The 15,575-nt window shown below is 67.1% G+C and carries 12 protein-coding genes; 8 read left to right on the plus strand and 4 right to left on the minus strand.

From position 1 onward, the window contains the following. Positions 1 to 82: 82 nt before the first annotated feature. Entirely contained in the window at positions 83 to 2,590 is a 2,508-nt protein-coding gene (locus MZC64_RS19120; RefSeq protein ID WP_247758090.1) for a hypothetical protein, read from the plus strand. 125 nt (positions 2,591 to 2,715) lie between these two features. On the opposite strand, the gene MZC64_RS19125 is transcribed toward MZC64_RS19120, so the two are convergent. Further along, positions 2,716 to 4,041 (minus strand): cytochrome P450, encoded by a 1,326-nt coding sequence (locus tag MZC64_RS19125; RefSeq protein WP_247758091.1) that lies wholly within the window; start codon positions 4,039 to 4,041, stop codon positions 2,716 to 2,718. A gap of 1,012 nt (positions 4,042 to 5,053) precedes the next feature. Here MZC64_RS19125 and MZC64_RS19130 point away from each other — a divergent pair. From MZC64_RS19130 to MZC64_RS19150, 5 genes are all read left to right on the plus strand, one after another. Then, positions 5,054 to 6,415, plus strand: a complete 1,362-nt coding sequence (locus MZC64_RS19130; RefSeq protein WP_247797720.1) for a diguanylate cyclase — start codon at positions 5,054 to 5,056, stop codon at positions 6,413 to 6,415. Positions 6,416 to 7,609: 1,194 nt separating this feature from the next. Then, positions 7,610 to 8,524: an inositol monophosphatase family protein gene (locus MZC64_RS19135; protein WP_247758093.1), complete on the plus strand. Its 915-nt coding sequence runs from the start codon at positions 7,610 to 7,612 to the stop codon at positions 8,522 to 8,524. 135 nt (positions 8,525 to 8,659) lie between these two features. After that, complete coding sequence (locus MZC64_RS19140; protein ID WP_247758094.1) at positions 8,660 to 9,184, plus strand: hypothetical protein; 525 nt, start codon at positions 8,660 to 8,662, stop codon at positions 9,182 to 9,184. 32 nt (positions 9,185 to 9,216) lie between these two features. Then, on the plus strand, positions 9,217 to 9,606 hold the full coding sequence (locus tag MZC64_RS19145; RefSeq protein ID WP_247758095.1) for a hypothetical protein: 390 nt from the start codon (positions 9,217 to 9,219) through the stop codon (positions 9,604 to 9,606). A 371-nt stretch (positions 9,607 to 9,977) separates the two neighbouring features. Further along, positions 9,978 to 11,927, plus strand: coding sequence for a protease pro-enzyme activation domain-containing protein (locus tag MZC64_RS19150; RefSeq protein ID WP_247758096.1), 1,950 nt, complete (start codon positions 9,978 to 9,980; stop codon positions 11,925 to 11,927). 145 nt (positions 11,928 to 12,072) lie between these two features. Here MZC64_RS19150 and MZC64_RS19155 read toward each other — a convergent pair whose 3' ends face one another. Further along, positions 12,073 to 12,312 (minus strand): hypothetical protein, encoded by a 240-nt coding sequence (locus tag MZC64_RS19155; RefSeq protein ID WP_247758097.1) that lies wholly within the window; start codon positions 12,310 to 12,312, stop codon positions 12,073 to 12,075. Positions 12,313 to 12,384: 72 nt separating this feature from the next. Between MZC64_RS19155 and MZC64_RS19160 the strand changes: the two genes are divergently transcribed. Continuing rightward, complete coding sequence (locus tag MZC64_RS19160; RefSeq protein WP_247758098.1) at positions 12,385 to 13,254, plus strand: L,D-transpeptidase family protein; 870 nt, start codon at positions 12,385 to 12,387, stop codon at positions 13,252 to 13,254. Between the two features lie 192 nt (positions 13,255 to 13,446). Here the strand turns inward: MZC64_RS19160 and MZC64_RS19165 are convergent, their stop codons facing one another. Next, entirely contained in the window at positions 13,447 to 13,713 is a 267-nt protein-coding gene (locus MZC64_RS19165; RefSeq protein ID WP_247758099.1) for a hypothetical protein, read from the minus strand. A 75-nt stretch (positions 13,714 to 13,788) separates the two neighbouring features. Continuing rightward, positions 13,789 to 13,929: a hypothetical protein gene (locus MZC64_RS19170; protein WP_247758100.1), complete on the minus strand. Its 141-nt coding sequence runs from the start codon at positions 13,927 to 13,929 to the stop codon at positions 13,789 to 13,791. A 144-nt stretch (positions 13,930 to 14,073) separates the two neighbouring features. Between MZC64_RS19170 and MZC64_RS19175 the strand changes: the two genes are divergently transcribed. Further along, entirely contained in the window at positions 14,074 to 15,471 is a 1,398-nt protein-coding gene (locus MZC64_RS19175; RefSeq protein WP_247758101.1) for an MFS transporter, read from the plus strand. Positions 15,472 to 15,575: the final 104 nt, after the last annotated feature.

Here is a 15,575-nt window from a genome sequence, read left to right on the forward strand (position 1 = left end):
TGTCGAGGGGTCAGGGGAGCGCAATGCGTAGCAGATTAGGTGATGGTCGGGTCGTGGTGGAACGCGCTTACCTGGCGTGCTGATGAGGGTCACCAGCACGTTCCCCGCGGAGGAGAATCGCTTCGTCGGCCGGGTGGAAATCCTGGATCGTCTGGCTGATTCCTGGAGTGAGACCTGCCGGGTGGTGACTTTGGCGGGGGCGCCCGGTATTGGCAAGACACGGCTGGCCGTCGGGTGTGCCCGCAGGGCGGCCGCGGCCGATGAGCAGACGCTACGGGAGGACGGCGAGGCCCTCTATCCCGATGGTGTGTGGCTGGCCCAGCTTGCCGATGTGAAGGCCGCGCAGGATGTCGATGTCGCGGTCGCCCGCGCGCTGGCCCTCGGTTTGCAGTCGCCTCAGCCGCCTCGGGAGGTGTTGCTGGCCCATCTGCGGGAACGTCGGCTGCTGTTGGTGCTGGACAACTGCGAACATCTCGTGGGCGCGGTGGCCGAGCTGCTGATGGCGCTGCTGCCGCACGCACCCGGACTGCGTGTGCTGGTCACCAGTGTGAGCTGGCTGGGTATCCGCAGTGAACGGATCGAGGTGGTGGAGCCACTGACCATTCCCTCAACCGACGATCATGACTCCAGCGAGGCGATGGAGCTGCTCCTCGATCGCGCCGCGGCCAACCACTACGACATCCGGGGTGCCGGCAGGGAGGAGATCCGGGAGGCGGTCGCCCTGTGCCGGGTGCTGGATGGCATTCCGCTGGCGATCGAACTGATCGCCCTGCAGCTGACCGACCTGACCGTGGCCCAGGCACGGCGGCTGCTGGAAAATATGATGGCCCAACTGCAGCTCGACCTGCTCAGTGCCGACAATCGCGCTGGCTGGACGCCACGGCAGCAGTGCATGGACAGCGTCCTGCACCTGCACTATCAGCGCTGCGGCTCGCCGGACTCTCAGGGCGAGCAGCGGTTGTGGGAACGACTGTCGGTCTTCACCGGCGGCTGGGATCTGGCCGATGCCGAAGCCGTGTGCTCGGATCTGGACAAGCACGGCCGGCCGAGTGGGCGCATCGGGGATGAGCCCGTGCGGGTACTGCTGAACCGCCTGGTACGCCAATCGGTGATCATCGTGGACCGGGATCCTCGTCGTCAGCAGCAAGCGCGCTACCGGCAGCTGGAGATTTTGCGGGTCTTCGGCGCGGGACGCCTGGCCTTGCGCACCGGGGAGGAGGACTTCAGGCTCCGGCACGCGCACTACTTCCAGGCTCGTTCTCGACAGGCCGCAGAGCAGTGGCTCGGCAAGAACGAACTGGTCTTGTTCGGCTTCTTCCGAGCCAACTTGAGCAACTACTACGAGGCGATCACCACACTGCAGACGACGCCGGGGTTGCAGCCGGCCGCCGTGGAGATGGTGTTGCACCTGGGCGACATGCGCTTGTGGTGGTGGGTTGGCGAACTCCGCCAGGGGCGTGAGTTCATCCGAACCACGGTGAGTCATCTGGAACAGGCGCTCTCCCCTGCGGAACGGGCGGGCATGCTGGAGTTGCTGCACGCGGCAGCGGTGCTGGACGGGTGGCTCTCGCTGTGCATGGGTGATCAGCACGGTGGGGCCGCGGCGGTGCAGCGGGCGGTCGCCTTGGCTGAGACACAGCCTCGATTGGCGACGCTGCCGGAACGACAGTTCCTCACCGGCGCCTACGCAATGTGCGTCACGCGCGATTTCCCGCGGGCGGTGGAGATGCTGGCCCTGGCCCAGCGGGGCTATGCAGCTGCGGGAGTCAAGCGCAACGGCGCCCGCCATACCGCTGGACTGATCCTGGCTATCTCCGCGGCGTTCTCCGAGGATGCGGTCCTGGCCGCGGAGGTCACGGCACGCTGTGTCGAAGATGCACGCAAGCACCAGGCACCGTGGGCGATCACCTGGGCACGATGGGCCCAGACAGTGTGGCTGCTCCGGCACGTGAGGTCGGCTCCGGCGTTGAAGAAGGCGTTGCAGGTGGCCGATGAGATCCTGCTGGAACAGCACGCGATGGGCGACTTGTGGGGTTATGCGTGGTCGATGTCGCTGCGGAAATGGATTCTTGCCGAGCTGCAGCACTTCGAGCAGTCCGCGATTTTCTCAGGGTTCGCTCGGCATATGCAGAATGTGCTCGGGGTCGTCCTGGATGGGATCGGACCACATGAGGATCAGGATCGGATCGCAGAGGCGAGTGCCCGTGACGCGCTGGGCACCAAGACGTTCGAGGTGTTGCACGGCCGGGGACTGCGCCTGAGCGAGGAACGGATCCTGGGCTTGGTGCGGCAGCCGGAGTCAGAGCATGCGGCGGTCTATGCGGTGGATTCGCCGCTGACCCCAGGCTTGGTGGCTGTGGCGGCCCGCGTGGGTGCCCGGATGACCAACGCCGAGATCGCGGTTGATCTGAACAACACGAGGCGCACGGTCGAATTCCAGGTGAGCCAGTGTTACAGCAAGCTGGGTTTTGCGGAGAGCAACCCTCGCGATAATCGCCCCTTGCTGGCCAGGTGGGCCAGGGAAAATTTCCCGGACCTGGTCAGCGAGATTGAGCAGCGGATAGGTGATCAGGGGCAGGCATCGGCCTGATCACGACGGGTCCCCGCCGTGATCAGGCACAGGTTCACCGCAAGCGAGAGGGCACAGTGACGCGCCTGACGGTGCTGATTCTCGCCGCAGAATCCTGCCGTCGGAGACACCCGGCACGGATCGGCTCAGCTGAGCAGGACCGGGAGGGTGGTGTAGCCGTTCATGATGGCGCTGGGTTGGTGAGTCAGGGTTGCGGGGTCACATGCCAGGCGGAGTGCGGGGAATCGGCGGGCGAGGTGACGCACGGCGATCGCCGCTTCCAGGCGCCCGAGGCTGGCGCCTAGGCAGTAGTGGGGTCCGTGGCCGAAGGCGAGGTGCTGGGTGAAGTTTCGATCTGGATTGAAACGATTGGGATCAGTGAAGAACTGGTCGTCGCGATTGGCCGCCAGCAGGGAGACGTAGACCAGTTCCCCTGCGGGAATCGTCGTCTCGCTGTAGGTCACCGGCTCGATGGTGTAGCGGTAGGTGGCCATCCGGACCGGTCCGTCATAGCGCAGGACTTCCTCCACAGCACGTTCAGCCACGTCAGCGTCGTCGGCGATAGCCCGCCATAGATCGGAGCGGGTGTGCAGGAACCGCACGGCGTTGCCGATCAGGTTGGTGGTGGTCTCGTGTCCGGCCACGAGCAGGAGGAACAGGGTCCCGATCAGTTCCTCGGCGGTGAGAGCGCCCTCGCCCTCGCTGGTGCGTGCGAGGTGGGTCAGCAGGTCGTTGTCGGGCTGGGCCTGCTTGCGTGGGATGAGGTCGCGGAAATACGCCTCCATGGCGCGTGAGGCGGGCAAGGTGATCTCTGGTCGATCATCCATGAGTGCCGATGTCCAGGCCCGAAACTGGGTGCGCTCGCCTTCGGGGATGCCCAGCAGCTCGCAGATCACGGTGACGGGCAAGGGAAAGGCATAGCTGGCAAGCAGGTCGACCGGGGGGTCGACTGGCAGTCGATCGAGTAGCTGCTCGGCCAGATCTTCGATACGCGGGGCGAGTCTGCGCATACGCGCTGGTGTCAGTGCCGTAGTGACATGTTTGCGCAGGCGGGTATGAGCTGGTCCGTCAGCGAAGAGCATGTGGCCGGCGAAAAGCGCGCTGAGTTCGGTTTCCTCGCCCGCGGCGGCGAGTTGGCGGCGAGCGATGGCGCCGAGTTGGGTGGCGTCTTTGGCCAGCTGGGGGTTGGCGAGTGCGTGGCGTGCGTCCTCGTAGCGGTTGATCACCCACACTCGGGTGCCGTTGACCATCCGGGCCAGGCACACGGGGGCCTGTGTGCGTAGGCGAGCCGCGACCTGGTGAGCCTTGTTGAAGTAGTCGGCGGTGAAAAGGTCCGGCTCGATGTCCCGGCCGGCGGCGGCGCTGCGCGAATGCGGGCAACCCGCGGTCTGTGCGGCTGGCTGGTGGTGCTTTCGGCGGTCGGCCCGCTGCTGGGCGCCGGTGGTGGCGCTGGAGTTCGCAGGGATATCCATGGTGTCCTCCCCTGCCGCGCCGTCGATTGTGGTGTGAGGCGCCCAACCTCACCGGGACGCGGCAGCGTCAAGGATTACCCTCAGCCACTGAATCCGCATCTGTGCAAGGGAAGCCGGAGCGGATCTGTGTAATCGTGAATCGCACCTGTGTACGACCTGTGTATTACAGCGTGTCACATTCGGGCCGTCGCCAGGGAGCCGGGCGATCACCCAGGCAGCAGGCGCGACACCCGCATCAGCGCTCTTACCAGCGGAGTTCTCGACGGTCGACGCCGCAGGCTCCGGGCAGAACGCTGTACGTGGCACTCTGTGCAGTACGGCAAGATGTTTCACGGAGTAACTGGCGCGCGGCGCGTTTTGACCACTATCACTATTCACAGCGGGTCACTTGTTAGGCCATACGGGTATTGTGAGACTCACGTGATGGCATATCAAGATTGGTCCCATAACGTCCGATCGAGAACGCAGGACCGCGCGATTGACTATCGCTGGACGGGAAGGAGGTGAGGCTGCCGGACTTCGTTCCGGCGAACTGCACGAGCATCAGCGCGCCCGCCGGTGGGCATCGGCCTTCAGCACGCAGCACGGTCTCGGAATGAGCGTGGTGCTGCGGTACCGCCGGCTCGGACGGCACCGCAGCAGCGGCTCGCACAGCCCGCCTGCGAAGTGGGAGCTTCGTGGAGACACCCCAGAGGCGGTCCGGTCCGGGACCGCCGGGGTGCATCAGGCGGACGTGGAGGTCAGGACGGACTGGTCACCACTCGCGGCCGCAGTCAGGCCTGTGGGTGTGGGAGGTCTGCATAGCGCGCTCCTCGGCTCGTGCTCGACATCAGGGGTGGGTCGCCACCGTCGTGGTCACGGTTCCTGCGCCGTGCGCCAGGACTGGTGGTGGCGTGAGAGAGAAGGACGTATGTGGCTGTTCACCATTCGCGGCCGGCGAAAGACAGCATCGGCTTCACCTCGACTCGATCTGGCCACGGCGAATCCGGACGGCTCTGGTACAGCCGCCCGGATGCAGCGCGACGAAGGGACGCAAGCGGGTTCCAGTGTCGGGCATGAAGGCTCTGCTGGGTATGCCTTGGCGCACACAAGGTCCTGGCTGGAGAAGGTTCGCGACTGGGAATTGTGGGCGCTGTGGCGGGCACGCCCGGCCGCGGTGCTCTACATCCTGGCGGTGGAGGCCTTGGCGGTGGCCTTGCTGGTGCTGCTGTGGAGGACGACGGGGCCCGTGACCGCGCAGCAGGGCCTGGTCGCTGCGGTGCTGGGGGTATGTGCGGTCCTGCACACCTGGCTGGGGCGGAGGGAGGAAGAGCGGCGCCGGGCGGCGCAGGTGAACCGGCACGTCGACCTGGTCGAGATCTGGTGGGTCAGCGCGGCGATGCTGGTTCCGTCCCTGGCCATAGCGGTGATCGTGGTCCTGCGGCTGCAGCGGTACCTCATCGCTCGCCGGCCACCGATGAGGTTCTTGTTCTCCACGGCGTCGATCTCGGTCGCGGCGTCCTTGACCAGCCTCACGGCTCAGCTGGGGGGCGTTCCGGAGGTGCTGGCCTCGCCTTCGAGTGGGTTTCCGTGGTGGTCCCTGTCCGTGCCTTTGTGTGCGCTGGTGGCCATCGGCTCCCAGCAGCTCACAGTCGCCGGGGTCGTGGCCCTGACGGAGACGGGGCCACGGCTCAAGGATCTGTTCGGCAACGCCGCGGACAACAGCGCGGAGGTCGTGGCGGTGTCCATGGCGCTCGTGGTGGCAGCCTTGCCCACTGGTGCCCGGCCGCTGTGGGCGGCGATCCTGGCGGTCGGCTTGCTACTGGAACGGCTGCCCAGGCTGCAGGCCGAAGCGAGCACGGATCCCGTGACGGGTTTGGTGAACAAGCGGGCCTGGCAAGAAGATGCGGCGCGGGTCTACGCACGCACCGGTGGCCACAGCGCCCTGCTGATGATCGACCTGGACCGGTTCAAGAGGATCAACGACACCTACGGCCATGTCACTGGTGACGATGTCCTGCGAGCGGTGGGCGCGTTGCTGAAGGAGCACACACGTCCCGGCGACGTACCTGGGCGCTGGGGCGGCGAAGAATTCACCGTGTTGCTGCCCGAGACCAGCCAGCGCGAGGCGCTGGAAGTAGCGGAGCGGCTCCGTAGTGCCGTGGCCGGACACAGCGTTCCGTCGAGCCGAAGCCGCGGAGGGTCGATCATCGTCCTGGATGACTTGTCGGTCTCCATCGGTGTAGCGGTGGGCAACACCGAGCTTGGTCTCGGTGACGTGCTGCACAGCGCGGATGACGCGATGCTCGGAGCGAAGGAGGCTGGCCGGAATCGCGTGAAGGTGGCGCTGATGACGCGAAGCGTCGCCGGGGTCGGTGAGTCCTCCGAGTCCTAGACGGCTCCGCAGGAGATGTGGGCCGTATGGCGGCCGGGGCGGGTGGTGGCGCCGTTGGGGGTGTCACCACCCGCTGTTGTTGTCTGGGGTGGTGGGCGGTGGTGTGAGCGCACCCCCCTGCGGCGCACCCACACCACCTACCCCAACACGTGGTTACGGGCCCCGGGTCAGGGGCCGTCGGGCATCCCGCATGCCCGTGGGCTCCGCGGCGCGCAGGCAGGGAGGCAGGTCCTGGAGTCAGAGCGGCCCGGCGCGGATGCTGCTTGCGCCCCTCCGGCACCGGGCTGCTGTGGCTGACTCTGTACCTGCTGCGGCGAGCGCGCTGCGCACAGCCCGCCAGTGCGTTGTCTGGCATGGCGCCCACCATGCCGTCAACTACTGGCCGTAATCACGTCCCCGTTTGGGGCACTCAAAGGTCTATCTGACTACCGAACGTCACGGCAACCTTGAACGCCCGATTGAGTGAACCTGATGGCCATATGTGACTAAAAGTAGCATCGAGGCTCGCTTGATCTCCCTCTCAAGAGGGGGTCACCTGTGTGGCGACACCTGTGCAATACACAGGTCCTGAGCAGTACACATGCCTAACACAGGTCCACACCAAGGCAAGCGTCCACCTCCAAGAGGCCCACAGAGGGTGCGTCGCGACGTGCCGCCACACAGGAAATGTTGAACACTCTGTAGTCGTTCGCCTTCGGAAATATAACTCTTACTACTCCATTAGAGTGAACACCGAGGGTAGTTCGATTGGAGCACTGGCGGTGACTTTCGGTGATGTGCCACGGTCTCTCCACTGCACGATCCGCGGACAGAGGGGGAGCGATGGCGAGTAGGTCAAGTCCACTGACTGCGCACAGCCGACCGCCCTCGCGCTGAGCTGATGCCCGCACTCCTGTTCAGTCCGCACCGACGACAGTCCCTCCTGCACACTCCCGAGTCGCAGGCGCGATTGTCTCCTTGACCCCGACACCCGCCGTCCCCCCGCAGGTGTCGGTGGATCCGTAGCAGCCGCGAAGAATCACACGCACTCGCGGCCAGCGGATCCCTCCCCCACGTGATGACCTCGGCCTACCCGGGCGCTGAGAGGTCGTCACGTCCATAGCGGCGGCCCCGGCCCCTCCCCCTTGGCCGGGGCCGCCGCGCCTTAACACCGCAGTCCCCTGCACTGCCGACCCCGGCAGGGAGTTGCCCTCTATGACCGTGATCGGTGTGCCCGACCACGACCTCCACGTCCGCGATCTCCAGCATTTCTGTGAGCAAATCGCCAGAGAGGCCGGCAGCTGGGCGATGGCCTGGCTGGACCGTCACCGTTCCTACTCCCCCACTCGGCTGTCCTCTGTCGAGCACAAGGCCTCGGCGACCGACCTCGTCACCGAGGCCGATCGTGAGATCGAGCGTCTGCTCGGGCACTGGATCGCCACCCAGCGGCCGGGCGAACCGGTCGTCGGTGAGGAGTTCGGCGGATCAGGCGAGTCTCATGTCATCACGTGGGTCCTCGACCCCATCGACGGCACCACCAACTTCGCGCAGGGCCTGCCATTCTGGGCGATCTCGGTGGCCGCGGTGTACAACACCGTCACCGTCGCCGCGTGCGTGCACGCCCCGGCCCTGGGGTGGACTTTCACTGCCGCGGAGGGATGCGGCGCCCGTTTCCGCGCTGGCAACCTGCCCGCGCACCAGATGAGTGTGAGCACTCACGAGGACTTCGGCTCGAGTCTGGTCGCCACCGGCTACTCCTACAACGCCGAGCAGAAGGCCCTGCAGGCCCGGCTCAGCGCTGAGCTGATCAACGCAGTGGGCGACATCCGCCGGTGCGGTTCGGCCGCACTGGACCTGTGCATGGTCGGCGCCGGCCTCATCGACGGGTTCTTCGAGCACGGCCTGGGCCACTGGGACTGGGCGGGGGGCTCGCTGATCGCGTTGGAGGCCGGAGCCATCCTGCGCACGCCGGCCCGCGACGTCAACGTTGATGACGGACTCGGGGGCGACTGCGTCTTCGCCGCGGCCCCGGGGATCGCTGCCGCGCTAGAACGGCTTCTCCGAGAAGCCGGAGCGCAGAGGCTGACGGTCCCCACTCCCGATGCCCACGGCCACCAATGTCCGTACTAGGGCTCCTGCTTCTTCCCTGTCGGTTTTCTGTCACAGAAAGGGACTTCCATGTACCTCGGAAGCTCGGCGGCCCTAGGAGGGGGCGCCAGCGATATACCACCAGAGCCGGATAAGAGTCCCTGCGGGACGCGGGTCGTGCGCATTCACGACGACCTGCCGTGGTGGGTGCACCGCATGTTGTCCGGCCACCTCCAGCCTCCCCGTCGCGTGGACTCCCTCGCGCGGTTGTGCTGCCCGCATATTCCGTGGGCCACCATCCGCGAACGCGAACCTGCGCTGTTCGAGCCGATTCCCCCGTGGCTGCCAGAACTGGACACGTGCTGGGCCGCGATCCGACTGGGCATTGTGGCGGGCGTGAGGCTGGCCCTGGATGTGGAGCTGGCCACGCCGGCCAATTGCCGGGATCCCCGCCTGATGGTCACCGGCCTGGGTACAACCGACACGGTATCGGAGGAGATGTGGCTGGCCCTAGCGCCGCTGCTGCATCGACCCAACACGTTGATCACCACCTCGGAAGTCCCGGTCACCTTGCCTACGGGGCTTCCTGCCGCGGCGGGCTGGCTGGAGGCCACACGGCCAGGGACGTGGTGGCATTACATCGAGGTCGACGAGCAGCGCGCACGAGTGCCTCGTCGGCTGTTCCGGGACCAGCGGTGGTAGGCCGGGCTCGCGGCGCCACCGCGCAGCAGCCCTTGGCTTATCTGGGTGTCTCGGTCGCGCTGGCTGTGCTCGCCATCGCAGTCGCGACGGGCCTCATCAGGCCCTTCTCCACGTCACCTGGTCCCAGCCCCGCAGAACTCGGCATGGCTGAAAGGCCGGCCGAGGAGTTCCTGATGACCGGTCAGGCACGTCGTGTGCCCGAGATCGCAGACTGCATCCGGCTCAGCAGCGACACCGGTCTGTCGGTCCTGCTGCTGGGGCCGGCTGTGACGACGGTGAGCGATGCGATCACCGGCTCGCCCACCGGGCTGGTGCGGGTGAAGGCTTGGGGTCGCCTCAGTGCTGACTCGGCAGGTCGCCCCCCGCCGTGTCGCATCGGCCCTGGTTTCCTCGCTCATTCGGCAAGTACGGAATCAACCTAGGCCACAAGTCCATATATTTCCGCAGGCAGCGCTGTTTCGGGCGATTGCCCGCTCATTCCTGCCCAAAAAAGAGGAACTGCAAGTTCACCACGCACCATGCGGCAAGTTGCATAGGTCACGGCGAATGGGTTGACTCTGGGCAGTTGCTCATGCAAAGTGTGGTTGTCGATCCGATATCGACAACGTCTGTAGAGACAGAGTCCGGCTCACGGTGTTCACCGCCTCAGTGCGGCCGCCAGGTACGTCCTTCTGGACATTGAGTCGGATTCAGGCGGCTGGGGCTCTCCGAATTGAAGCGCGGAGAGCCCCGGTCCGACCATCATTCTCACTACCCTGCAGGGGGTCTTCGCATGCATTCTCGCTTATCTCGGATGCTCGCAGCGGCGGCCGCAGCCGGTGTCCTGGCCTTCACCTGGGGCACGGGAGCACCCGCGGCGGCCGCGCCGGATCGTGCCGAGATATCCGGGGTTCGGCCGAGCTGGGCCTCGCCTGGGGCGCACTCCGGTGAGGTGCCGCCTGATCGGCGGTTGGCCATCTCCCTCACGCTGCCCATGCGTGATGAGGGTGGCGCGCACGCCCTGGCCAGGGCTGTCTCGACACCAGGCTCCGGTCAGCATCGGCGGTTTCTGGAAGCAGAAGCGTTCCGGACCCGATTCTCACCGACTACCCAGACCACAGAACAGGTGCGGTCGTGGCTGACCGGGCAGGGACTGGAAGTCACCTCGACAACGGCCAACCGTCGGATGGTGACCGCGGTCGGCACGGCCGCCACGGTGCAGAAGGCCTTCGGCACCACGCTGGGCCTGTTCCGGGTGCCCGTACCTGCCTCGAACGGGCAGCGGGACTTGCAGCAGGTACTGCTGCACGCCCCCAGTGCACCGGTCACCGTGCCCATGTCGTTGCGTGGCAAGGTCTCCGGCGTTCTCGGTCTGGACGGCTCGGCCGCGTTGCACAGGCCGATGTGGGTGCGCAGCACGGTGACCGCACGTCCCGGGGGCGAGTCCAGTGTCGAAGCCGCCGGCAACTCGACCTACTGCGCGCGCTACTGGGGCCAGGAGAACAACCAGGCCGTTCCTCAGCGGTATCCGCGGCAGTCCAACGAGAACTGCGGCTACAACTTCGCTCAGGCCAGGGCCATTCACCGGCTCGGTCCCGAGCACACCGGGGCAGGGTCCACGGTCGGCATCGTCGGCGCCTACAGCCTGTCCACCATGGTCAGTGATCTCAACCGCAACGCCCGCACCGTGGGCGCCCCGCAGCTGCGGCCGGGCCAGTATGTCGACAAATCCGTCCCGGAGACTGAGCATCCCAGCTGCAACGCCACCACGAGCCGGGAGTCCTGGAACGGCGAGCAGGCCCTGGATGCCGAGGCTGCGCACGGGATCGCGCCCCAGGCGCGCCTGGTCTACTACGGTGCGGGCAACTGCACCCAGCTCTATGAGGCGTTGGCCCGTGCAGTCTCCGAGGGCGAGACCGACGTGCTGTCGTTGTCCTGGGGCACCAACTACGAGAACGTCGCCGAGGCCACCCGTACCGAGCTGACTCAGCTGGCTGTGCAGGCGGCTATTCAGGGGCAGGCCGTGGTGGCTTCCTCCGGGGATGCCGGGGACAACTCCACCGCCAATCCCGCGGGCAAGGCCAGTCCGACTTTCCCTGCGGTCAATCCCTGGGTGACGTCGGTGGGTGGCACGAGCGTGGGTTTGAACCGGGACAACAGCGTCGCGGTGCTGGCCGGCTGGCAGAACACAGGATTCTCCCTGGTGGGCGGGGTGTGGCGTCCGCTGGCGACCCGGGATGGGGCTTTCGCCGGAGGTGGTGGCGGAGGGGTCTCGGCGTTGTATGACGCGCCGGAGTGGCAGCGAGGCGTTGTCCCCCAGTCGATTTCCGGCGGCAAGCGGGCTATGCCGGATGTGGCCGCCACCGGGGATGCCAACACCGGCATCCTGGTCGGTCACACGACCGCGGCCGGCTATGTCGAGGGTCCCACCGGTGGCACGTCGTGGTCGGCGCCGTCGCTGGCCGGGCTGCTGGCCAACGCGCAACAGGTACAGGGCGCGGGCCGAATCGGGTTCGCCAACCCGGCGTTGTACCGGTTGGCCGGCAGTGACGCTTTCGCTGATGTCACACAGGAATCGGCCGCGGTGTGGCAGCAGTACCTGCCTCGCTACCCCGGCACCTCGACCCCGACTGCTCGAGGCAGCTACCTGACCACCAAGGACGAGAAGCCCCAGAGCTTGCAGTCGACCAAGGGCTGGGATGTGGTCACCGGTCTGGGAATGCCCACCGGTGCGGCCTTCCTCAGCAGGCTCGGCAGAGGCTGAGCGCAGGCTCGGATCCCCGTGATGTCCATCCCACACCCGCCCGTGGTGGGGATCCGATGGTGGGGGGCGGGGCGTTGAGCGGATCGGCCCCCGCCCCCTGCACCTAGTGCGGCAGTCGCCGCGTTCCTCGGCTGGATTCCGATGATCAGGAGAGATACGCGTGGCAGGTCACGCCCGGTCCCAGGACCACCAGGATCACAACGCCCGGCCCGGCGACGTCCCCTCGGCGAGCACCGGTCCACACCAGCGCGAGGAGACCTCTCCCCAGCGCACCGGTCACGGTGCCGCACAGCACCAGCCCCACGGTTCGGCCGAAGCCCTCAGCACCGACCTCGTAGGGGAACTTGTCAATGTCGCCGGATCCTCCGCTCCTGGCCCAGTCCACCGTGGTGATGCCGAGTATTCCCGCCGGGCGCGACGCAGCGCGGCGCTGGGCTGCCTCGCGGCAGCGTGCACGGTGCTGGTCACCGCCTACGCCGTTGTCACCAGCACGCAGCTGGAGTCCACACGGGACGCGCAGGCGAAGGTACCGGCCGGCGTTGTGGCAGCTCGCTCCTCGAGTGACAGGCCGCCGAACCCCGGCGATGTCGTGGCTGCCTTCCCGGTCAACGAAAAAATCATGGAGGGTCTGCCGGAGGCCACGACGTGGGGCCAGACTCCGCACGCCGCCTCCGACCCCGCTCCCCAGGCCGCGACAGAGGGCACCATCGCCCATCCCCTAAAGGCTGTTCCGGTCTTTGCCAGCCCTGGCGGCCATCCCGTCGCCAAGGTCGGCCCCACCCAGGTCTTCTCCGATCCTCAAGACCAGCCGAAGACGCAGAACCGTCCCCAGCAGAGCGTGCGCACCTCGTTGCCGGTGCTGGAGGAAAAGCCCGGCTGGCTGCGCGTGGCGCTGCCCTCGCGTCCCAATGGCTCCACTGGCTGGATCCTCGAGCTGGAGGAGGAAATCGAACTCGACACGAGTCCCTATCGCGTCGACATCGTCCTAGATCAGCGAGAGCTGCTCGTTCGCCGTGGCTCGGAACTCGTGGGGCGGTGGCGAGTGGGTGTTGGACGCGCGGACGCCCCGACTCCCCGAGGCCGGACATTCATCCTGGCCCATCTGGCTGCGGCCAATATCGACTACAGCCCATTCGTGGTGGTGTTGGGCGCTCATTCGCAGACACATCAACGTTTTGGCGCCGGTCCGGGGACCGTCGGCATTCACGGCTGGCCCCACTCCACGGTGTTCGGTGCGGCCTCCAGCGACGGATGCGTGCGCATCCCCGCTGATGCGCTGAGCGCTCTGCGGCAGATCCCGTTGGGCACCGCAGTACTGATCAGTTGAACCCGTTCTTCCGTCGCGTATCCGCGGCGGTGCTCCATCCGCCGCAGGTCGATCAGGACCACGGCGATCCTCCAGAGGGGAATGACCCATGTCATCACAGACAGCGGTTCGCATCGCCGGAGTGGGTGCCGCGGTGCTGGCAGCGACGTTAACTGTGCCAGCTCTGGCCCATGCTCAGAGTGGGTCCAGCGCCTATGCGTTGTCGGCCTCGGGCACCAGCACGATCCCGGCCACGGGCAACGCGGCCTCGGTGCAGTCACCGGATGGTGCCATCCGGGCGAGCAACCTGCGGGCCAGCAGCTCGGCCGGACGTGCCTCGGCCAGTGTCGGCTCGGTGAGTCTGGGCAAGACCGTGGTGGCCAGCAACGTCGCGGCAACCTGCGCCGATGCGCAAGGGTCGGTGACGGCTGTGGGCGGGGCGAAGGCTCCCGGGGCGGTCGAGCGGATCGGTGCGGTCACGGTGACCTACAACATCCAGACCCGTGACAGCAATGGTCGCTTGACCGTGGTCGGCGCGCGGGCGGTGATGAGTGGTCAGACCGTGACCATGGCGGTGGTCTCCTGCCGCGTGGAGGGAACACCTCCGCCGACGAGCAGTCCCAAGCCTGGCCCGAAGCCGGGAACGCAGCCGAGCAGCGCCGCCCAGCCCTCCTCCAGGCCTGGCCCGAGGGTCACCTGGACCCGTCCGCCACGTAAACCGGCAGTCCCGCCGGTGATCATCCGCGTCCCGAAATTCGACGTAACCGGATAGACCAGCAGACCGGTGGCGCCCGTATGTCCTGTGTGGAGGGTTGCCACCGGTCGGGAGGTTCCTCGACTGTGACACCACACGCCGATTCCACCACCGATGAGCGTCCCGCGTTGCCGCTGGGCATGCTGAGCGCGCTCGCGCTCTGCGTCATCCCCCAGGCGCTGTCTTCCTCCGCGCTGGCGGTGGCCATGCCGGCGATCCGGGAGGAGTTCAGTGCGGGCCCGGCTGTGGCCTGGGTGATCTCCTCGACGTATCTGGCCACCGGTGTCGGAGCGATCATCAGTGGCCGGCTGGGTGATCTGTTCGGGCATCGGCGCGTGTTGCTGGTGGGCTTGGCGTTGGCGTCGGTGGCCACCTTCGGCGCGATGTGGGCACCTGGTCTGGGGTGGTTGATCGGTGCCCGTGTGGTCATCGGCCTGGGCACCAGTGCTCCTCTGCCCACGGCGATGGCCCTACTACGGCGGGAGACTCAGCGGCGCGGTATCAGTCCGGCCAGCGCCGGTCTGGGTGTGATCGCGGTGACCATGCAGCTGAGCATCACCGTGGGGCCCACGATCGGGGGGCTGCTGCTGTCGTGGGATGGATGGCGGTCGATTTTCGCGGTGACACTGCCGTTGCTGGCGGCGGCCTCAGTGGCCGTGTTCACCCTGGTCCCCGCCGAGCAGGCAACCGCGCAGCGAACCGGGGCATGGCAGAAGTTGGACTTGCCGGGGATGCTGATCGTGGCCTGCACCATCACGATGGCCATGATCCTCGTGCTCCACGCGCCAGCGTTGCCCTGGCTGGTGTGGGCGGGTGCGCTGGGTCAGGTGGCGCTGCTGGTGTGGTGGACCAGGCGTGCCGAGGTCCCGTTCCTGCGGCCCGCGCTCATCGCCGATCCGGTGTTGAGCCTGACCTTCGTGCGTAACGCGGCCTTCTACGCCGCCTATTATTTGATCTTCTATGGAATTCCGCTGTGGCTGGCGGCCCGCGCGGTCTCCGCGGTGCATATCGGTCTGGTGATGCTGCCGCTGGCGGCGATGACCGCGCTCACCGCGGCGATCGCGGCCCGTGCGGTGCGCCGACGCGGCCCGGAACACGTGGTGCGGGTGGGTTCGACTGCGTTGTTGCTCACCGGCCTGGCGATCTGTGTCGTGGTGGCCAAACCCGACATCGATGTCGCCGCCCTGGTGGTCCTGGCGGGTTTGTGCGGCATCCCCGCGGGGTGCTTGTCCATCGGCCATCAGGCCCATACGAGCGACGCCGCCCCGAGTGAGGACGCCGGGGCGGCGGCGGGCTTGCTTCGCTCTGCTCAATATGTCGGCGCTGTCACCGCCGCCGCATGCCTCCCTCTGCTGGGCCTCGACGCCGGCGGCGATGCCGCGGCAACCGGGCTTGGCTGGGTCGTTGCCGGCGTGGGCCTGGTCCTCATGGCGCTTCGCCCACGCCGGCAGCGACACCACACAGTGGAGGCGGTGTCGCGATGACACCGGATCGAGGGCCGCTGTGGTTGCGGTTGCTGCTGGGCGCGAACTATCGCCAGAGTTTCGCCCAGGGCCGGGCCCGCACACAGCACAAGCGAGCCCGCCGG

The sequence above is a fragment of the Crossiella sp. S99.2 genome (assembly GCF_023094165.1).
Taxonomy (GTDB): Bacteria; Actinomycetota; Actinomycetes; order Mycobacteriales; family Pseudonocardiaceae; genus Crossiella.